The sequence below is a fragment of the Arenimonas daejeonensis genome, assembly GCF_007993735.1.
Lineage (GTDB): Bacteria > Pseudomonadota > Gammaproteobacteria > Xanthomonadales > Xanthomonadaceae > Arenimonas > Arenimonas daejeonensis.
Genome location: NZ_CP042453.1, coordinates 2,138,083 through 2,157,796, shown reverse-complemented (window position 1 = coordinate 2,157,796; position 19,714 = coordinate 2,138,083). Strand labels below are relative to the sequence as shown.

Annotated in this window: 15 protein-coding genes and 4 pseudogenes; 12 read left to right on the top strand and 7 right to left on the bottom strand. The window is 67.5% G+C overall.

What is annotated here, in order from left to right:
- The first annotated feature begins 36 nt into the window (after nucleotides 1-36).
- From FRZ33_RS10410 to FRZ33_RS15235, 3 genes are all read left to right on the top strand, one after another.
- Entirely contained in the window at nucleotides 37-636 is a 600-nt protein-coding gene (locus FRZ33_RS10410) for a phasin family protein (protein WP_146909496.1), read from the top strand.
- Between the two features lie 191 nt (nucleotides 637-827).
- Nucleotides 828-1,583: a restriction endonuclease gene (locus FRZ33_RS10405; protein ID WP_158637187.1), complete on the top strand. Its 756-nt coding sequence runs from the start codon at nucleotides 828-830 to the stop codon at nucleotides 1,581-1,583.
- A gap of 47 nt (nucleotides 1,584-1,630) precedes the next feature.
- Nucleotides 1,631-1,855, top strand: coding sequence for a hypothetical protein (locus FRZ33_RS15235; protein WP_158637186.1), 225 nt, complete (start codon nucleotides 1,631-1,633; stop codon nucleotides 1,853-1,855).
- Between the two features lie 96 nt (nucleotides 1,856-1,951).
- Here FRZ33_RS15235 and FRZ33_RS16305 read toward each other — a convergent pair whose 3' ends face one another.
- Together FRZ33_RS16305 and FRZ33_RS16300 are read right to left on the bottom strand one after the other, a co-directional pair.
- Entirely contained in the window at nucleotides 1,952-3,220 is a 1,269-nt protein-coding gene (locus FRZ33_RS16305; RefSeq protein WP_265468774.1) for an SDR family oxidoreductase, read from the bottom strand.
- A complete protein-coding gene (locus tag FRZ33_RS16300; RefSeq protein ID WP_227977777.1) occupies nucleotides 3,136-3,921 on the bottom strand; it encodes an SDR family oxidoreductase in 786 nt (261 codons plus the stop codon). The genes FRZ33_RS16305 and FRZ33_RS16300 overlap by 85 nt, the downstream gene beginning before the upstream one ends.
- A gap of 148 nt (nucleotides 3,922-4,069) precedes the next feature.
- Between FRZ33_RS16300 and FRZ33_RS10390 the strand changes: the two genes are divergently transcribed.
- The 7 genes and pseudogenes from FRZ33_RS10390 (at nucleotide 4,070) to FRZ33_RS10360 (ending at nucleotide 8,827) form a co-directional block, all read left to right on the top strand.
- Entirely contained in the window at nucleotides 4,070-4,327 is a 258-nt protein-coding gene (locus tag FRZ33_RS10390; protein WP_146909491.1) for an acyl-CoA-binding protein, read from the top strand.
- A 9-nt stretch (nucleotides 4,328-4,336) separates the two neighbouring features.
- Nucleotides 4,337-4,963 (top strand): TetR/AcrR family transcriptional regulator, encoded by a 627-nt coding sequence (locus FRZ33_RS10385; RefSeq protein WP_146909489.1) that lies wholly within the window; start codon nucleotides 4,337-4,339, stop codon nucleotides 4,961-4,963.
- Between the two features lie 119 nt (nucleotides 4,964-5,082).
- Nucleotides 5,083-5,208: a type B 50S ribosomal protein L36 gene (gene ykgO / locus FRZ33_RS10380; RefSeq protein WP_005913193.1), complete on the top strand. Its 126-nt coding sequence runs from the start codon at nucleotides 5,083-5,085 to the stop codon at nucleotides 5,206-5,208.
- A gap of 159 nt (nucleotides 5,209-5,367) precedes the next feature.
- A complete protein-coding gene (locus tag FRZ33_RS10375) occupies nucleotides 5,368-5,700 on the top strand; it encodes a hypothetical protein (protein ID WP_146909487.1) in 333 nt (110 codons plus the stop codon).
- A gap of 3 nt (nucleotides 5,701-5,703) precedes the next feature.
- Entirely contained in the window at nucleotides 5,704-6,735 is a 1,032-nt protein-coding gene (locus tag FRZ33_RS10370) for an agmatine deiminase family protein (protein ID WP_146909486.1), read from the top strand.
- Nucleotides 6,732-7,618 (top strand): annotated as a pseudogene (locus FRZ33_RS10365) (carbon-nitrogen hydrolase). The gene FRZ33_RS10370 and the pseudogene FRZ33_RS10365 overlap by 4 nt, the downstream one beginning before the upstream one ends.
- Nucleotides 7,615-8,827, top strand: a pseudogene (locus FRZ33_RS10360) (TraB/GumN family protein). Before FRZ33_RS10365 ends, FRZ33_RS10360 begins: the two co-directional pseudogenes overlap by 4 nt.
- A 51-nt stretch (nucleotides 8,828-8,878) precedes the next feature.
- Here FRZ33_RS10360 and FRZ33_RS10355 read toward each other — a convergent pair.
- The 3 genes and pseudogenes from FRZ33_RS10355 to FRZ33_RS10345 all read right to left on the bottom strand — a co-directional run bounded on the left by FRZ33_RS10355 (nucleotide 8,879) and on the right by FRZ33_RS10345 (nucleotide 16,658).
- A pseudogene (locus tag FRZ33_RS10355) lies at nucleotides 8,879-11,980 on the bottom strand (efflux RND transporter permease subunit).
- A pseudogene (locus FRZ33_RS10350) lies at nucleotides 11,977-15,414 on the bottom strand (efflux RND transporter permease subunit). The pseudogenes FRZ33_RS10355 and FRZ33_RS10350 overlap by 4 nt, the downstream one beginning before the upstream one ends.
- Nucleotides 15,414-16,658 carry an efflux RND transporter periplasmic adaptor subunit gene (locus FRZ33_RS10345; RefSeq protein WP_146909484.1) on the bottom strand — a complete coding sequence of 415 codons (1,245 nt, stop codon included), beginning with the start codon at nucleotides 16,656-16,658 and terminating at the stop codon, nucleotides 15,414-15,416. The pseudogene FRZ33_RS10350 and the gene FRZ33_RS10345 overlap by 1 nt, the downstream one beginning before the upstream one ends.
- A gap of 135 nt (nucleotides 16,659-16,793) precedes the next feature.
- Here FRZ33_RS10345 and FRZ33_RS10340 point away from each other — a divergent pair, with 135 nt between their 5' ends.
- Together FRZ33_RS10340 and FRZ33_RS10335 are read left to right on the top strand one after the other, a co-directional pair.
- Nucleotides 16,794-17,120 (top strand): c-type cytochrome, encoded by a 327-nt coding sequence (locus tag FRZ33_RS10340; RefSeq protein ID WP_146909482.1) that lies wholly within the window; start codon nucleotides 16,794-16,796, stop codon nucleotides 17,118-17,120.
- A gap of 8 nt (nucleotides 17,121-17,128) precedes the next feature.
- Nucleotides 17,129-17,464 carry a c-type cytochrome gene (locus tag FRZ33_RS10335; RefSeq protein WP_146909480.1) on the top strand — a complete coding sequence of 112 codons (336 nt, stop codon included), beginning with the start codon at nucleotides 17,129-17,131 and terminating at the stop codon, nucleotides 17,462-17,464.
- Here the strand turns inward: FRZ33_RS10335 and FRZ33_RS16295 are convergent.
- Both FRZ33_RS16295 and FRZ33_RS10325 read right to left on the bottom strand, forming a co-directional pair.
- On the bottom strand, nucleotides 17,436-18,989 hold the full coding sequence (locus FRZ33_RS16295; RefSeq protein WP_174754951.1) for a hypothetical protein: 1,554 nt from the start codon (nucleotides 18,987-18,989) through the stop codon (nucleotides 17,436-17,438). The two genes, FRZ33_RS10335 and FRZ33_RS16295, sit on opposite strands and share 29 nt — an antisense overlap.
- An 88-nt stretch (nucleotides 18,990-19,077) precedes the next feature.
- On the bottom strand, nucleotides 19,078-19,665 hold the full coding sequence (locus FRZ33_RS10325) for an NfuA family Fe-S biogenesis protein (RefSeq protein ID WP_146909479.1): 588 nt from the start codon (nucleotides 19,663-19,665) through the stop codon (nucleotides 19,078-19,080).
- Between the last annotated feature and the right edge of the window lie 49 nt (nucleotides 19,666-19,714).

The window sequence follows — 19,714 nt, the reverse complement described above, 5'->3', positions numbered from 1 at the left end:
CTTCGCCCAACCACCTTGAACCGGAGTTCCGTTCCCATGGCCAAACTCAAGAAAAGCGTCCGCGCGAAATCGTCCGCGGGCACCCCGAGCGCCGACCTGCAGGCCAAGGCCGAGCAGATGTCGCGTTCGATCGTCGAGTCCGCCCAGCAGATCTGGATGGCCGGCGTCGGCGCCTTCACCCGTGCCCAGGGCGAAGGCTCGAAGTTGTTCGAAGCGCTGGTCAAGGAAGGCATGACCATCGAGCAGACCACGCGCAAGCTGGCGACCGGCAAGGTCGACGCAGTGCGTGATGCCGTCGAGGACCGCGTGGGCGTGGTGCGCGAGCGCGCCGTCGACACCTGGGACCGCCTCGAGAACGTGTTCGAAACCCGCGTCCAGCGTGCGCTGAACCGCCTGGGCGTGCCCAGCCGCGAGGACCTGACCGAGCTCACCGCCCGCGTCAACGAGCTCAACGGCGAGCTGCGCAAGATTTCCAGGTCGGCTCCGACCAAGCCGGCCAAGAAGGCCGCCAAGCCCGCCGCCCGCAAGAAGGCCCCGGCCCGCAAGCCGGCCGCCAAGAAAGCGGCGAAGAAAACCAAGGCCGCGCGCAAGCCGGCCCTGCCCAAGGCGCCCAAGCCCGTCGCGCCGCAGGCCTGACCCGCACCGGTTCATGTCCGCCAGCCAGTAACGAAGTCCGTTCGCTCCCTCCCCTTACGGCTTCCGGCTGGCGGACATCTTCTACAGGCAAGGCCCGGCTGACGCCGGGCCTTTGCTTTGGGGGCCTGGCACATCCCCGTTCCGCGTTATCCTGTTGCACCCCCGCACCCGGAGTTCGCTGGATGTTCGGTATGAGTCCGCTGGTCGCCGCCATCGTGGTCACCGTGGCCGCCCTGCTGGTCAGTGGCTGGTGGTTTGGCGTGCATCGCCGGCGCAAGGCCGAGACTGCCGCCGGTATCAGCGCGCTGGCCGGCATGAAGTGGCGCGAGTGCGCCGGACTGGTGCTGCAGGCGCTGGGTGAAAAGGGGTATGCCGAAGCGCCGGCGAGCCGCCAACCAGGCGACGGCGGCACCGAATTCCTGCTGATGAAAGGCGACGAGCGTTGCCTGCTCGGCTACAAGCACGGCACCGCCTACCGCCTGGGCGAAGCCAATGTCCGCGACTTCGCCAATGCCGTGCAGCTGCAGGGCGCGACCAGCGGCATCCTGGTCACGCTGGGCAGCGCCGAGGGTTTCGCGCGTGACCTTGCGCGACGCTACGGGATGGAGCTGATTGACGGCAGCAGTCTCTGGCCGCAGGTGGAGCCGTTCGCGCCGGCCGCGCTGATCGAAGACATCCGCAACCAGGCGGCGCAGAAGAACGTCCGGGGACAGCGCATGGGCCAGGTCGCCAGCGTTGTCCTGGGCTTGCTCGTGTTCGCGATCGGAACGGCCATGCAGCCGTCGGATCCCCCGACCCCGGCCGTCACCGGAACTCCGCCGGCATCGGCACCTTCCGCCGATGCATCGGCCAGTGCTGGCGCGGTCGCAGCCCCGCCGCGGAAATCGCTTCGCCCAAATTCGAGGACGAGGCCTCGCGCGTCGCCAATGCGGCGCTCGAAGAACTGAAGGAAGTCGCCAAACTCACCGACGAGGAGCGCACCCAGCGCCGCCTGATGGCGGCGTCGCGCGTGGCCAGCCTCGAGGCGGCGAACAACGCCATCTGGTCCACGCAGTCCACCCTGGTCATCCGCATGAACAGCGGCGACGGCATCGACCTCGGCATCGTCAACGATGCCTGCGCGATCCTGACCGAGTACGAAGAACTGCGCTATACGCGGCTGCAGCTAGAGCCGCCTTCCAACGAAGACGTGCCGGTGCGCTGGCGGCAGTGCCAATGAACCGGGTGCGCCTTCGGGGCCCGCTGAAATAAGAAGGGCCGGCGATTCGCCGGCCCTTTTCCGTTCCAGGCGATGCTTACCAGTGCACGCCGCGCATCAGCGCCGCGAAGGCCACCTGCTCATTCGTCGGGGTCTCGTCGCGAAGCGCCTTGCGGTCGCCCTTGGCGGCAGCCGAATCAGGAACATCTCGAAGGCCGTGTTCATGATCACCTCGTAGGCCTTCGGCACCAGCGCATTGAGCGTGGCGGCGAAGATGCCCATGCGGGTGGCCACGCGACTGGGACGCTCGATGATCGCCTTGACGACCAGGTCGGCGGCTTCCTCGGGAGTGAGCGTCGGCACCGAGTCGTACATCTTGGTCGGCGCGATCATCGGCGTCTTCACCAAGGGCATGTTGATGGTGGTGAAGGCGATGTTCTTGCCGCTGAACTCGGCCTGCGCGCAGCGGCTGAAGGCATCCAGCGCGGCCTTGGAAGCGACGTAGGCCGAAAAACGTGGCGAACTGGCCAGCACGCCGATCGAGCTGATGTTGATGATGTGGCCGCGGCGGCGCTGGGTCATGGCCGGCAGGAAGCCCATGATCAGGCGCAGGCAGCCGAAATAATTCAGCTGCATGGTGCGTTCGTAGTCGTGGAAGCGGTCGTAGCTGGCCTCGACCGAACGCCGGATCGAACGGCCGGCGTTGTTCACCAGCACATCCACGGCCTTGTGCTCGGCCAGCACCGTCTTGACCAGGCCGTCGCAGCTGGCCAGGTCGGTCAGGTCGCAGGTGTAGGCCCAGCACTTGCCGCCGGCGGCGAGGATCTCGTCACGGGTCTCGTGCAGTTCCTTTTCGCCGCGGGCGACGATGATGACCTTGGCGCCGGCCTCGGCGATCTTGATCGCGGAGGCCTTGCCGATGCCCGAGGAACCACCAGTGATGAGCACCACCTTGTTCTCGACCTTGCCCCGCAGCGACCGGTCCACGAACAGGTCGGGATCGAGCTGCCGCTCCCAGAAGTCCCAGATGCGCCAGGCGTAGCTCTCGAGCTCGGGCACGGCGATCTTGCTGCCCTTGAGCGCACGCTCCACCACGCGGGTGTCGAAGCGGGTCGGATAGGTGATGAAGGCCAGGGTGGACGGCGGGATCTTGAGGTCGCGCAGCACCATGTTGGTGAAACGCTTGACCGGCGGCAGGTTGGTGATGGCGCTGCGCACCGCGCCCGGCACCACGGCCAGCATGCGGGCGTCCACGCGCATGGTCATCTCCGGCGCGTGCGCGGCGCGGGCGAAGGTGTTCATCAATTCACCAAAACGCATCGGCTCCGGGTCGACCAGATGGAAACACTGGCCGTCCAGGCCCTTCTTGTGCGCGATGTGGTCCATGGCGTCGGCCACGAAGTCCACCGGCACGACGTTGATGCGCCCGCCTTCCACGCCCAGCGTCGTCGCACCCACTGCGGCAGCGTCTCGCGCATCTTCTTGATCAGGGTGAACAGGTAGTACGGACCGTCGATCTTGTCCATCTCGCCGGTCTTGGAATGGCCGATGACCATGGACGGGCGGTAGATGCGGAACGGCACCTTGCATTCCTTGCGCACGATGCCCTCGGATTCGTGCTTGGTGCGCAGGTAGGGGTCCTTCAGGCCTTCGGCCTCCTCGAACATGTCCTCGCGGAACACGCCCGGGTACAGGCCGGCGGCGGCGATCGAGCTGGTGTGATGGAAGCAGCCGGCCTTCAGGGCGGCGGCCAGTTCGACGGCGTGGCGGGTGCCGTCGATGTTGGCGACCTGCTGCGAAGCCGCGTCGGCCGAGAGGTCGTAGATCGCGGCCAGGTGGAAGAAGTGCTGCACCTTGCCCGACAGTGCCTTCACCTGCGCGGCGGTCAGGCCGAGCCTGGGCTTGGACAGGTCGCCGGTGACCGGGACGATGCGCTTGCGGTCCCAGCCCATCTTCGCGGCGATGGCGTCGAGTTTCTTCTCGGAGCCCTTGCGGACCAGCACGTGCACCGCGCCCTTGCGCTTGAGCAGGTTGCTGACCAGGTAACGCCCGATGAACCCGGTTGCGCCGGTGACGAAATAGCTCATGACCTCTCCCCTGCCCTTGTCCCTGAGCGGCCGCGATGGCCGCCCGCACCTGCCTAACTTGCCAGACCACAATGACGGTGACAAACGCTTCGTTGACCGTCCCCGGGGGTCGTGTTATCACCCGTGCTTCAACCCGGGGATCAAGAAAATGGCCGACCTGAAAGACCAGTTCCAGAAAGCCGCCCAGGATGTGATGGCCCTGGCCGAGCGTCCGGACAACGACACCATGCTGCGCCTGTATGCCCTCTACAAGCAGGGCTCCGAGGGCGACGTCAGCGGCCCCAAACCCGGATTCTTCGATTTCGTCGGCACTGCCAAGTACGAAGCCTGGGAGAAACTGGCCGGCACCAAACCCGAGGACGCGATGAAGAAGTACGTGGACCTCGTGAAGAACCTGCGCGGCTGACCGCCGCCGATGGCCAAGGGCACCCGCCAGCGCATCCTCGACGCCTCGCTCGCCATGTTCAACGAACAGGGCGAACCCAACGTCACCACCAACCACATCGCCGACGAGCTGGAGATCAGCCCGGGCAACCTGTACTACCACTTCCGCAACAAGGACGACATCATCGAGCAGTTGTTCCAGCGCTATGAAGAGCGCATGGACACGGCCCTGGTGTCGCCCGAGGGCCGGCTGCGGGACCTGGAGGACATCTGGCTGCAGCTGCACCTTATGTTCGAGTGCATCTGGGAATACCGGTTCCTGTACCGCGACCTGGTGGACATCCTCAGCCGCAACCGGCGCCTGCGCCTGCGCTTCTCCCGCATCCTGAAACGGGCCGCCGAGGGCGCCTCCTCGGGCATGAAGGGCCTGGTCCAGGCCGGGGTGATGCGGGCCTCTGCGGCCGAGGTCGAGGCCACCGCGACCAACATCCTGGTGGTGGCCACCTTCTGGATGAACTACGCCAGCGTGCGCGGCGACAAGGACGAGCACGAGGCCATCCGGATGGGCATCGTCCAGGTGATGATGCTGCTCTCGCCCCTGCTGCGCGACGCCGAGCGGGTGCACCTGAACACCCTGGTCCAGGCCTACCGTCTCTGACCGGCACACCGGACCCGGCCCGGAGCCTGATCCCGGCCGGCAAGGGCTTGTATTGCAAGCGGTTTTGGACTGGTCTATAATCCCGCTTCTTTATCGCCCCATTTACCCAAGGAACTGCCATGAAAGTGCTCTCGTCCCTGAAGTCGGCGAAGACCCGCCATCGCGACTGCAAGGTCGTGCGCCGTCGCGGCAAGGTCTTCGTGATCTGCAAGTCCAACCCGCGTTTCAAGGCCCGCCAGCGCTAAGCGCCGGCTGCCCGGGTTGTTGTGGAAACGCCGGCCTTGGCCGGCGTTTTCCGTTTCCGGGGCCGGGTTCCCGCAGGCCGCGCCGGCATGGCGGATCCGGGCAGGTTTTGCGATGATCCCCGGCCTACCCGTCATCCCGACGACCTGTGGAGGTGGACCATGAAGGCCCTGACCCTTTCCCTCGCCCTGACCGCCGGCCTGCTGCTGCAGGCGCCCGCCCAGGCCGACACCCTGCTGGTCGAACGTGTCCAGGCCGAACAGGGCCAGGCCCTGCCGGCCCGCGGCCAGTCCATGAAGCAGGTCGAAGCCCAGTTCGGCGCCCCGCAGCACAAGCACGACCCGGTGGCCGGCCCCGGCGACCGCAAGCACAACCCGCCGATCACCCGCTGGGTGTACCCGAACTTTTCGGTTTACTTCGAGCACAGCCACGTCGTCGACGCGGTGGCCAACAAGGCCAGCCCGGAAGAGATCGGCCCCAAGCCCGTCCAGTAAGCAATGCCCAACAACCTGCGCTTTCCGGCGGAATGGGAGCCCCAGTCCGCCGTCCTGCTCGCTTGGCCGCATGAAGGCACCGACTGGGCCGAACGCCTGGCCGGCGTCGAGCGGACCTATGTCGCCCCGGTGGCGGCGATCACCCGGTTCCAGCCCGCCCTGGTCTGCGTCGCCGATGCGGCCCTGCGCGAGCGGGCGGGCGGCCTGCTGAAGGCAGCCGGCGTGGACCTGGGCAAGGTGCGCTTCTTCGAGGTCGACTACGACGACACCTGGCTGCGCGATTCCGGCCCGATCACCCTGCGCGAAGGCGGCGGTTTCAGGCTGCTCGACTTCCACTTCACCGCCTGGGGCGGCAAGTTCGAGGCCGGGCTGGACGACCAGCTCGTCGGCAAGCTGCATGCCTCGGGCCGGCTGGTGCCGGCCGCGCACCAGCGCATCGATTTCGCGCTCGAGGGCGGCGGCATCGAGACCGACGGCGCCGGCACCCTGCTGAGCACCTGGACCTGCCTGCACGAACGGCATCCGGACAAGTCGCGCGAAGAGATCACCGCGACGCTCGAAACGTCGCTGGGTCAGTCGCGCACGCTCTGGCTCGACCACGGCTATCTGGAGGGCGACGACACCGACGCCCACATCGACACCCTGGCGCGTTTCGCCGCGCCCGACGCCATCGTCTTCCAGGCCTGCGACGACCCGGACGACGGCCACTACCACGAGCTGACCGCGATGGCCGGCGAGATCGCCGCCCTGCGCCAGTCCAACGGCCAGCCCTACCGGCTGTTCCCGCTGCCCTGGGCGCGGCCGATCCTGGACGAGGGCCGGCGCCTGGCCGCGTCCTACGCCAATTTCCTGATCGTCAACGGCGCGGTGCTGATGCCGGCCTACGGCGACGTGGCCGACAATGCGGCCGCCGAGGTACTGGCGCATGCCTTCCCGGGCCGCGAGATCGTCCAGATCGACTGCCGCCCGCTGATCTGGCAGAACGGCAGCCTGCACTGCGTCACCATGCAACTACCCGAAGGCCTGCTGGCATGAACAAGCGCACCCTCACCGTCGCCCTGGTCCAGGACCGCGACCACGGCAGCGTCGAAGCCAACCTCGCCAACATCGAGGCGCGCGTCGCCGAAGCCGCCGCCCGCGGCGCGAAACTCGTGCTGCTGCAGGAACTTCACAACGGCGCGTATTTCTGCCAGCACGAAAGCACGGCCGAATTCGACCGTGCCGAGGCCATTCCCGGCCCCAGCACGTTGCGCCTGGGCGCGCTGGCGAAAAACACGGCGTGGTGCTGGTGTCCTCGCTGTTCGAGCGTCGCGCCGCCGGGCTGTACCACAACACCGCGGTGGTGTTCGAAACCGACGGCTCGATCGCCGGCAAGTACCGCAAGATGCACATCCCGGACGACCCGGGTTTCTACGAGAAGTTCTACTTCACGCCCGGGGACCTCGGCTTCGAACCGATCAACACCTCGGTCGGCCGCCTCGGCGTGCTCGTCTGCTGGGACCAGTGGTATCCCGAAGGCGCGCGCCTGATGGCGCTGGCCGGCGCCGAACTGCTGCTCTACCCCACCGCCATCGGCTGGGACCCGGATGACGCGCAGGACGAGCAGGACCGCCAGCGCGGCGCCTGGATCCTGAGCCATCGCGGCCACGCCGTCGCCAATGGCCTGCCGGTGCTCAGCTGCAACCGGGTCGGCCACGAGCCTTCCCCGCTCGGCGCGTCGGGCATCCGGTTCTGGGGCAGCAGCCACGTGCTGGGGCCGCAGGGTGAATTCCTGGCCGAAGCCAACACCGACGCCCCGGAACTCCTGGTGGTCGAAGTGGATCTCGCGCGGAGCGAACAGGTGCGCCGCATCTGGCCTTTCCTGCGCGACCGGCGCATTGACGCCTACCAGGACCTGCTGAGGCGGTACCGCGATTGAACACCCAGACCGAGGCCGGCTACGACGGCCTGCACGACCAGCCGCACGCCATCGTCGAACGCGACGGCGTGCGCTACACCCTGCTCGGCACCGCACACATTTCCCGCGCCAGCGTCGACGCGGTCGAAGCGGCAGTCGCCACTGGCCGCTACGACACGATCGCGGTCGAACTCGATGCCCAGCGGCACCGGGCGATGACCGACCCGGATGCGCTGTCGAAACTCGACCTGTTCCAGATCCTGCGCGAGGGAAAAACCGGCCTGGTCGCCGCCAATCTTGCCCTGGCCGCCTACCAGCGCCGCCTGGCCGAACAGTTGGGCGTCGAACCCGGCGCCGAACTCAAGGCCGCCGCCCAGCGCGCCGACGAACGCGGCCTGCGGCTGTCGCTGATCGACCGCGACGTCGGCATCACGCTCAAGCGCGCCTTCCGCGGGCTCGGATTCTGGGGTCGGACCAAGCTGATCGCCGGCCTCGGCGCCAGCCTGTTTGCCGACGAACAGGTCGAGAGCGAGGAGATCGAAAAACTCAAGCAGGGCGATTTCCTGGAGTCGAGCTTCGGCGAATTCGCCGCCGGCAGTCCGCCCCTCTACGAAGCCGTGATCGCCGAGCGCGACCGCTTCATGGCCGCGCGCCTGCGCCAGGTCGGCGCCGAAGGTGCACGCGAGGTGCTGGCGGTGGTCGGTGCCGGCCACCTCAAGGGCCTCGCCGAACACCTGCGTGACGACCAGCAGGCGCCGGCACCGCAACTGGAATCGTTGAACAGCCTGCCGCCGACCAGCCAGGTGCCGTGGTTCACGCTGTTCCTTATGGGCCTTCCTGATCGGTGGATTCGCCTGGGGCGTGTGGCAGGGCGGCTTCGAGGTCGGTGGCCAGATGTTGATGCACTGGGCGCTGATCACCGCGGTTGGCGGCGCGCTGGGCTGCCTGGCGGCCGGCGGACATCCATTGAGCATCCTGGCGGCGTTCGTGTCGTCGCCGTTGACGCCGCTGCACCCGGCCCTGGCCTCCGGCACGGTCAGTGCCGCGGTGGAAGCCTGGGTCCGCAAGCCGACCTATGCCGACTTCCTGCGCCTGCGCGATGACACCGGCCACTGGAAGGGCTGGTGGCAGAACCGGGTGGCGCGGGTGCTGGTGAATTTCTTCCTGACCAGCCTGGGCACCGCCATCGGCGTGTGGACCGCGGGCGCCAAGCTCATCAGCCAGCTCTGATCGGAACGCAGGTCCGGTCCACGGCGTTTCCCGCCGGGACCGGATCGCGATTCACTCGCCCTGCACCACCGCGTCGCCCCGGGGCGCCATCGGCGCCAGCTCGCGCGCGCGGCTGAACTTCGCCGAGACGAACGCGCTGATGTCATCGAGGATCGCGTAGATCGTCGGCAGGAACAGCAGGCTGACCAGGGTCGAGAACGCCAGGCCACCGGCGATGGCGCGCGCCATCGGGTAATACGGCGGGCCGTCGCCGGCCATCTGCGTGCTGCTGAGCGCGATCGGCACCATGCCCAGGATCGCCGTGCCCATGGTCATCAGGATCGGGCGCAGGCGGTCGCGGCTGCCCTGCACCAATGCCGAAGTCCGATCCAGGCCGGATCGCCGCAGTATGTTGATGTGCTCGACCATCACGATGCCGTTGTTCACCACCACGCCCATCAGCACCAGGATGCCGATGAAGGCCATGATCGTGAACACGGTGCCGGTGGCCCAGAACAGCCAGAACACGCCGAAGATCGAGAACACGATGCTGCTCATGATCGCCACCGGGAACAGCAGCGATTCGAACACCGCCGCCATCACCACGTAGATCATCACCAGCGCCAGCACCAGGGTTGATCATCATCTGCTGGCCGGCTTCGTCGTTCTGGCGGAAGGCGCCGTCGAAGGCGTAGCGATAACCCGGCGGCATCGTCGCCACCGCCAGCACTTCCTCCATCGCCTTGCGGGCGTCCGGCAGGGTGGTGCCTTCCGCCAGGTTGGCCTGGATGTTGAGCATGGTCTGCCGGTTCTGCCGGTAGACCTGGGTCGCCGCCGACTGCACGTCCACGCGGACCACCGAGAGCAGCGGGATGTTCTCGCCCGACGGGGTACGCAGGCTCAGCGCCGACAGGTCCTCGATGCCGAAGTCCTCCGAGCCGTCGAAACGGACCCACACCGGCACCTCCGTCTCGCCACGGCGGAACTCGCGCAGGGGCGTGCCGCGCAGGGCGATGCCGACGTAACGGGCGACCTCGTCGGCGCTGAAGCCGAAGCCCAGCGCCCGTTCGCGGTCCACGCTGATGGCCAGCTCGGAGTTGACGTCACCGGTATCCACGCGCACGTCGCGCGCAGCGCCTTCTGTCGTGCCAGCTGCGGAATCAGGGATTCGGCCAGCACCTTGAGTTGTTCCGAGGAGTCGCCGACCAGGGACACCTGGATCTGGTCCTCGCCACCACCCTGCTGCTGGCCGCCGCCGCGGAAGCCAACCGTGGCGCGGGCGGAACGCGGCATGCCCTTGCGGATCTCCTCCTGCACCTCGGCGGGGTCCAGCAGCTTGGCACCTTCATTGATGAGGGTGATGCGGGTGCCCGCCCAGCCCTGCTCGCTGAACCAGGAATAGATCTGTTCGATCTGCAGCCGCTCGCGGTTCGCATCCAGCCATTGTTCGACGCGCAGTACCTCGTCGGACACCTGCTCCAGCGAGTAGGCGCCGTTCCACTGGTAGTACATCTCCAGTTCGCGGGTCGGCTCCTTGGTAGAACATGTCCTTCTGGGTCCAGACCATCGGCAGCAAGCTCACCGCCGAGATCAGGATGATGCCCATCACGCTGGCGCCGCGATGGCGCAGGGTCCACGCCAGGAACTTCGCGTAGTGGTCCTGCATCCGCGCGATCACGCCGCTGCGGGCCGTGGCCGCCGGTGGCGTCTTCATCCTGGCCGACAGCATCGGGATCAGGCTGATCGCCACCAGCCAGGACGCCAGCAGCGACACCGTGATGGTGACCGCGATCTGCAGCATGAAGATCGAGATCTGGTTGGTCTCGCCGAAGATGTTGGGCAGGAACACGATGCAGTGGCACAGGGTGCCGGCCGACAGCGCGATCGCGACGTTCTTGGTACCAAAGATCGAGGCCGCCGCCGGGTTGCCGGGATTGCGCTCGCGCTCCTGATAGATGCTCTCCACGACCACGACGGCGTTGTCCACCAGCATGCCGACCGCCAGCAGCAGGCCCATCATGGTCAGCACGTTCAGCGTGACGCCGAGGAAGTGCATGAAACCCAGCGTCATCACGAAGCAGATCGGGATCGCCAGGCTGACCATCAGCGTCGACGGCCAGTGCCGCAGGAAGAAGAACAGCACGGCCACCGACAGCACCAGGCCGATGATGCCGGCTTCGGTCAGCTCCCACAGCGAGTTGGTGACGTTTTCGCCCTGGTCGCTGATCAGGATGATCTCGATGCCTTCGAAGTCGGGCTCTTCGACGATGCGGTAGATCTCCGCCATGGTCGACTTCGCGGCCTCGACCAGGTTGGCATTGCGCTCGCGGAAGATGTCCAGGCCGACGGCCGGCTGGCCCTCCAGGCGGCGACCGAAATCCACGCGCGACGCCTTCAGGCGCACATCGGCGATCTGCTCCAGCCGCAGGCCGTTGGCTCCGACGACGAGTTCGCGCAGTTCGCGCAGGTCGCGCAGCTCACCGATCGGCTGCACACGCAGGCGGCGGTCGCCGTCGTCCACCATGCCGGCCGACACGGAAAAATTGACCGCCTGCAGTCGGCTGGCCAGCTCATTGAGGCTCAGGCCGTGGGCCGACAGCCGGTCCGGATCGATCGCGATCTCGATTTCGCTCGGCGGTGCACCGGAAATGTCGACCCGGGCGACGCCGGGAACGCGCTCCAGCCGGCGCGCCAGTTTCGTCTCGATCAGGTCGTAGGCACCGGTCAGGTCCCGATTGCCGCCAAGGCGGACGCGCAGCATCGGCTCGTCGGCGGTCGAGAACTTCATCACCTGGTATCGCTGGAAATCGTCCGGCAGGTCACTGCGCACCGCATCGATGCGCTCGCGCGCTTCGGAGGCCAGCACCTCGACGTCGCGGCCCCAGTCCGAGAACTCGATGAACACGCCGCCACCGTCGGCGCGGGCATTGGCCTCCAGGCGCTTGATGCCCTCCAGGTGGACAGCGCCTCTTCGACCGGACGCACGATGCTGCGTTCGACTTCCTGCGGCGTCGAACCCGGGTACGGCAGGTCAACGTAGATGCCGGGGAAGTTGAGCGCCGGGAACTGCTCCAGCGGCAGCCTGAACGAGGCGATCAGGCCGATGACGACCATGGACACGAAGAACATGATCACCGTCACCGGGCGGCGCAGGCTGAGCTCGACGATGCTCATGCGTGCGAACCCTCCGCCTCGCCCTGCCCCAGGTCCAGCGGCTTGGTGCGGGCGACGTAGCTTTCATCGCTGCGGCGGTCCATCAGGTTGTAGACGACCGGGATCACCAGCAGCGTCAGCAGCGTCGAGACCGCCAGGCCACCGATCACGGTGATCGCCATCGGCGAGCGGACTTCGGCGCCGGCGCCGGATGCCAGGGCCAGCGGCAGGAAGCCCAGCAGGGCCGTCAGCGTCGTCATGATGATCGGGCGCAGGCGTGATTCGGCGCCGTGGATGATGGCGTCGCGCTTGCCCACACCCTGCTCGCGCAGCTGGTTCACCTTGTCGATCAGGATGATGGCGTTCTTCACCACGATGCCGACCAGCAGGATCAGGCCAATGAACACGACGACCGACAGGCTCGAGCCGGACAGCACCAGCGCGAGCACCGCACCGACCACGGCCAGCGGAATCGTGAACAGGATGACGAACGGATGCAGCAGTGACTCGAACTGCGACGCCATCACCAGGTAAACTATAAGATGGCCAGGCCGAACGCGAACAGCAGCGACATCACCGACGCGCGCAGCTCCTCGCCCTGGCCGCCGACGTGCATGCTGACGCCGGCGCCGAGCGGGTTTTCCGCCACCAGCGACTGGATCTCGGCCACGGCACTGCCCAGGTCGCCATGCGCCAGGTCGGCGGACACCACGGCCACGCGGGTCTGGTTGGCGTGGTGGATCTCGCTGGGGCCGGTGGTGGCGACCACGTCGGCCACCGCCGCCAGGGTCACCGGCGCGGCGCTCTCGGGATTGACGATCAGGCGCTTGATGTCCTCGATCGAGGCGCGGTCGGACTCCTGCGACCGCACCAGCACGTCGATCTTGCGGTCGCGGAAGCTGTAGCGTGTCGCCACTTCACCGCGCACCTTGCGCACGACCTGGTCGGCGATCTGGCGCGTGGTCAGGCCCAGCGCCGCGGCACGTTCCTGGTCGAAGCGGATCTGGATCTCCGGGAAACCTTCCTCGACCGTGGACTTGATGTCCACGAAACGGCCGGACCCCTCCATCAGCGACACCAGCTTGGCGCCGGCCGCTTCGAGATCGCCGAGGTCGGCGCCCTGCAGTTCGATCTCCAGTGGCGTGGAGAAGCTGAAGATCTCCGGGCGGCCGAACTTGATCTCGGCGCCGGGGAACCGGGTTTCCATCGTTTCGCGCAGGCGCTCGGTCTCGGCCGCTTCGATCTCCGCGGCGTCTTCCGGCACCATCACCACGGTGATCTTGCCGATGTTCTCGCCCGATTCAGTCGGGTTGGCGTCCAGTCGCGTGCCGCTGCCGCTGACGGCATACAGCGCGTTCACACCCGGGTCGCCGGCATGTTCTTCCTGCACGGCCCGCACCACGGCGTCGGTATCGCGCAGCTGGGTGCCGGGCGGCAGCTTCACCGTCATCTCGAAGCGGTCCTGCGCCAGCTGCGGGATCAGGTCCAGGCCCAGCGTCGGCACCAGGGGCCAGCGAGGCGGCGAACACCAGGGCCGCCGAACCCAGCACCAGGCCAGGACGGTCCAAGGCCCTGGGCAGCGTGCGGTGGTAGGCCGCGGCGGCCAGGTCATAGGGCTTCATGACATGGCCCGCCAGCCACACCATCGCGCCGCCGACATAACGGCGCAGGAAGCGGAAGATCGTCAGCATCACGTAAGACATGCCCACCAGCAGGCCGCCGGCCGCCTTCTCCGTGCCACGGCGCACAGCGGCCACGGGCTTGAGCACCTTGGACTCCGGACGCCAGTCCGGATGCGGTGCTTCGGCCGGGAACGCCAGCGGGGCCTTCGCCTTCAGCGAGGACAGCATCGGGATCAGGGTCATGGCGACGACCAGCGACATCATGATCGCGATCGAGATGGTCAGCGCCTGGTCCTTGAACAGCTGGCCGGCGACGCCCTCGACGAACACCAGCGGCAGGAACACCGCGACGATGGTCAGGGTGGACGCCACCACCGCCATGCTCACTTCCTTGGTGCCGACCAGCGCGGCTTCCAGCACGCCCAGGCCGCGTTCGCGCGCCTTGGCGATGCTTTCCAACACGACGATGGAATCGTCGACGACCAGGCCCGTAGCCAGCGCCAGCCCGCCCAGCGACATCACGTTCAGGCTCAGGTCGAACTGGTCCATGAAGAAGAACGTCGCGATCAGCGAAATCGGCAACGACAACGAGATGACGAAGGTGCTCCAGCCATCGCGCAGGAAGAAGAAGATGATCAGGATGGCCAGCAGGCCGCCGAACACGGCGTCGAACTGCACGCCCCTGATCGCACTCTCGATGAACACCGACTGGTCGTCCACCGTGCGCAGTTCCGCATCGGCCGGGATCTGGCTGCGGATCTCTTCGATCATTCCCTTGACCGCGTCGGCCACGGTGACCGTGTTGGCGTCTCCTTCCTTGTAGATCGCCAGCTCGACCGCCTCGCGGCCGTCGAGGCGGATGATGGCCTCGCGTTCCTTGAAACCCTGTACCACGGTGGCGATGTCGCGCAGGCGGATCGCCTGGCCGCCGCCAGGACCACTGCCGGAACCCGAGGCGGCGCTCTGCGCGCTCGCGGAAGCCGCCAACGCTTCGGCCGAGCCGGTCAATGCCGCAACACGCGCAGCCGCGGCCGCCGCTTCCTGCGCCGCGCTGTTGCCACCGCCGGCGGTGCGCGCGGTGATCAGCAGGTCGCGCATCTGGTCGACGTTGGAGAACTGGTTGATGGTGCGTACCAGGTAGCGCTGGCTGCCGTCTTCGATGCGGCCGCCGGAAATGTTGACGTTCTCGGCCTTCAAGCGGTCGATGACCGTGCCGATGCCGAGGTTGAGCTGGGCCAGCTTCTGCTGGTCGATGGACACCTGGATCTCGTCCTCGAGGCCACCGGACACCTTGACCGCGGCCACGCCCTCGACCGGCTCGAGCAGTTTCTTGAGTTCGTCGTCGGCGAAGCGGCGCAGGCGCACCAGCTCGGCATTGGCGTCGGCGGCGCCGGCCTTGTCGCTGGCCGACAGGGTCAGGCGCACGATCGGCTCGGTGGTCGGGTCGAAGCGCAGCAGCACCGGCTGCTTGGCTTCCAGCGGCAAACGCAGGGACTCGAGCTTGTCGCGGACCTCCAGGCTGGCCCGGTCCATGTCGGTGCCCCAGGCGAATTCCAGCACCACGTCGCTCTGGCCGGTGCGCGACACCGACTTGAGCTTGCGCAGTCCCTTGACCACGCCGACGGCTTCCTCGACCGGCTCGCTGATCAGGGTCTCGATCTCGGACGGCGCGGCACCGGTGTATTCGGTGCGCACGGTCAGCGTGGGATAACTCAGGTCGGGCAGCAGGTTGACCGGCAGCGACGACAGGCCGATCGCGCCGAACAGCACGAAGGTCAGCGTCACCATCAGCACGGTGACGCGCCGACGGACGGAGAACTCTACGAGGTTCATCAGTTGTGAGTCCCGTTGCCGTTCTTGGCGACCTGGGCGACACCGGTATCCACGGCGCCACCGGCGGGCGGATTGAGCACTTCGACCGACGCGCCGTCACGCAGGGTGATCTTGCCCGCGGTCACCACCTGTTCGCCCTCGGTCAGGCCCTTGCGCACTTCGACCAGTTCGCCGCTCATGTGGCCGACTTCGATCGGCACGCGCACCGCCTTGGCTTCGCGCACGGCGAACACCGCGGTCTCGCCGGCATCCTCGAGCAGGGCCGCACGCGGCACCGTCAGCGCATCGGCGCGCTGGTCATAGACCACCTCGATGCGGCCGAACATGCCCGGGCGCAGGCCTTCGCCACCCTTGAAAAGGGTCACCACGCGGAAGGTACCGCTGCCGCCGTCCACCACCGGGCTGACGCGGTCGATGACGCCTTCGAACACCTTGCCCGGCATGGCGTCGGCGCTCATGTGCACCAACAGGCCGGGCTGCATGGTCGCCAGGTCGCGCTCGGGCACGTTCAGCACGGCCTCCAGGCGCGAGTCGTCGACGATGCGGAACAGCGAGGAGTTGAGTTGGATCAGGTTGCCGGTCTTGACCGCGCGCTGTGCGATCACGCCGTCGATCGGCGCGATGATGTTGGTGTACGACAGCTCGAGTTCGGCGAGCTCGTAGGCGGCGCGCGCGGCTTCCAGGTCGTAGCGGATCTGGTCGCTGGCTTCGGCGCTGACCAGCTTGGAGGCCAGCAGTTCCTGCGCGCGGCGGTAATTGTTCTCAAGCTTGCGCATGGTGGCGCGGGCGCGCTCCATCTCCAGGCGCGGGCGGTCGGGGTCGATACGGGCCAGTACCTGGCCGGCCTTCACCTGGTCGCCCTCTTCGGCCAGCAGCTCGAGCAGCACGCCGGAGGTCTTGGCCACCACCTGGGCTTCGTGCGGTGCCTCGAGGTTGGCGGTACCCGCGTAGCTGGCCGAGATCGGGCGCTTGGCCACCGCCGCGACTTCGACCGGCACCGCGTCGATCTTCTTCTCTTCGGACTTGCCGTCTTCGCCGGCTTTTTCGGCCGCTTCCGCGGTCTCGGCGGCCTCGGCATCGGCAGGGGCCTGGCCACCACAACCCGCCAGGGCCAGGAGATCGCCAGGGCCAGGAGGGCGGCGGCGCGGAGCTTCGGGGAGCGGCTGGGAGTCTTCATGGGTCTCGGCTTTGGCGGGGTGTTGTAGTTGAATAGAACAGTACAGGACGGGCGTGAAGACCCGCATATGCCGGAAGTCTGGATGCCCAACGGTGACAACCCGTCGCGGTCCAGGTGACGACCCCCTGTCCGGTATTCGGATGCTGCGGCTATAATTTCGGTTTAACGCCGTCCGCCGACCCTTTCGAGCCGGAAAACCCTGATGAAGCGAATCCTGTTGCCCGCCGCCAGCCTCGTGCTTGCCCTCGCCGCCCTGCCCGCCGCCGCCAAGGGCGACCCGGATAAGGGGAAGGCCCTGTTCTATACCTGCACCGGCTGCCACGGCATCGCCGACTACAAGAACGCCTATCCCACCTATCGCGTGCCCAAGGTCGGCGGCCAGAACGAGCAGTATCTGGTTGCCGCACTCGCCAGCTACAAGAAGGGTGAACGCAAGCACCCGACCATGCAGGCACAGGCGCAGTCCTTCTCCGACCAGGAGATCGCGGACATCGCGGCCTACCTGTCCAGCCTCAAGCCGGCCAAGTGAGGGCCACGATGACCATGCTGCGTACCGCTTCCGCCCTCGCCCTGCTCGTCCTGTCCGCCCCGGCCCTGGCTGCCGGCGTGAAGGGTGACCCCGTCGCCGGCGCCGAGAAGGCCAAGACCTGCGCCTCCTGCCACGGCGCCACCGGCAACGAGAGCCTCGACGACACCTATCCCAAGATCGCCGGCCAGTACCCGGAGTACCTGGCCAAGGCCCTGCACGACTACAAGTCGGGCGAACGCGAGAACGCCATCATGGCTGGTTTCGCCGCCGGCCTGAGCGACGAGGACATCGACGACCTGGCCGCCTTCTTCTCCACTACCGGGAAGGCGACCTGCACGACCTGAGCAAGGTCGACGAGCGCTGATCGCTCCGTCGCTCGCCGCCTGACCACAAGGCCCCGCAAGGGGCCTTGTTCATTTCAGCGGCACTTCGCTCGACTTCGCCAGCGGCTTGCGGCACTGCGCGTCGTAGAGCGCGCGTGTGGCGCCAGACATCCTGGCTGCTGGCGTTGACGATCTGGTCCCACCAGACCCGGCACTGCCGGTCCTCTTCGGGATCCAGGGTGGTCGGGTCGTCGTCGCTGACCACGTAGCCGTCGTTGTTGTTGCGGATGCCGCAGCCGCCGCCCGCGGCCAGGATCGCCACCGTGCAGACCAGCTTGGAGCCGGGGCTGCCGGGCACCGGCAGTTCGATGGTGCCGGTGCTCGCCTCGACGGCCTGCTCGAGCAGGCTGGTGAGGATGTCCTTGTTGGGGACCCAGTACTGCTCGAAACGCGTGGCTTCGTAGATCAGGGCGGGCTGGCGCTTCATGAAAGTGCCCGACTCGTTCAGGCCCGGCATCTGGAAGCTGAAATCGCGGTCGTTGCTGGTGGCTGCGCCCAGTTGGTCGACGACGTCTTCGGGCAGGTCCAGCGAACCATCGGCGCGATAGAGCTGCAGGCCGCTGGTGCCGCTGCCGGCGGGCGGCAGTTCGATCGCCTGCATGCCGCCGAAGTCGTCCACGGCCGGTGGGCCCGGGGGCGGGAACGAAGGCTGGGGCAACGACGACAGCGGATCCTCGGGAGCGGGCTCGAGATCTTCCGGACCCAGCTCGGGAACCAGGATCTCGCCGGTGATCGGGTCGAGCTTGCGCTTCTTCAGGCGCACGGGATCGATCGTGGTCACGGGCTGTACGGCGACCCGTTCGGGCGCGCGTGCGGGCAAGGCGGCCGGCGGCTCCGGCGACGGTTCGCTGACCGGTGGCGGCGCGGGTTCTTCCACCGGCAAAGGGGCCGGCGCGACGGTGATGGTGGGCGCCCGCACCGTGACCCGGTCGGGCTCGGGCTCGTCCACTGGCAGGCGGACCACGACGGGTTCGGGGACGTCGATGGGCTCGGGCTCGGGCTCGGGCTCAGGTTCCGGCTCCGGTTCCGGTTCCGGTTCCGGTTCCGGTTCCGGTTCCGGTTCCGGTTCCGGTTCCGGCTCCGGCTCCGGCTCCGGCTCCGGCTCCGGCTCCGGCTCCGGCTCCGGCTCCGGCTCCGGCTCCGGCTCCGGTTCGGGTTCGGGTTCGGGTTCCGGCACAGGCTCGGGTTCGACTACGGGTTCCGGTTCGGGTTCCGGAATCGGCTCGGGCTCCGGCTCGGGCGGCGGCGGGTCCAGGAAGACCAGGGTCGTGACACGTTCCTCGATCGGACGCATCACCGAAAAACTGCTGCGGTCGAACACCCAGAACACCAGCAGGTGCCCGCCGGCCAGCAGCATCAGCAGGCCCATCCGGATACGCCAGGGCAAGGGTTCGGAGCGCGTCGAATACGATCTTCGATGCCGCCACCGGTAGCCGGCGTCATTGAGTACCTGTGCGGGATCGAGCAATTCGTGGTCGTCGCTCACGGGCACCGCAGAAGTAGGAGGGGCCGCGAGAGAGTACCGGGACGACCCGGAAAGAATCGGTTAAGACCGAACGCGCCGCCCGGATCGTTCAGCCCCGGGCAATATACGGCGCGGCGCCGGTGCTGTGGTCGGTCGCATCGCGCACGGCGGTGACTTCGGGGAATTTCGCCATCATCGATTTCTCGATGCCCTGTTTCAGGGTCACGTCGGCCATGCCGCAGCCGTGGCAGCCGCCGCCGAAGCGCAGGTACACCACGCCATCGGCACCGATCGAGTCCAGCGCCACCCGACCCTTGTGCGAGGCCAGCTGCGGGTTGATCTCCGACTCGATCATCCACTGCACGCGCTCCACCAGCGAGGCATCGCCCGCCGGCTGGTCGCCCTTGATGCGCGGTGCCTTGATGGTGAGCTGGCCGCCGGTGGCGTTGTTGACGAAATCGATGTCGGCCGAGTCCAGGTAGGGCGCGCTGGGCGCGTCCACGTACAGCGTGAAGCCCTCGCATTCCACCGCCCACTCGTCGCCCAGCAGGTCGCCGTGTTCGGCGAACTCCAGGCGCGCATCGGCACGCGGCGTGCCGGGGTTCACGGCGGACAGGCGGATGCCCACGGCGTCGCCGCCCTGGGACTGCAGCAGGCGCTGGAAATAGCCCTGCGCGGATTCGGAGATGTTGATCATGGCGCGCATTGTAGACCCGCGGCCTATACTTTCCCCAACCGCCACGGAA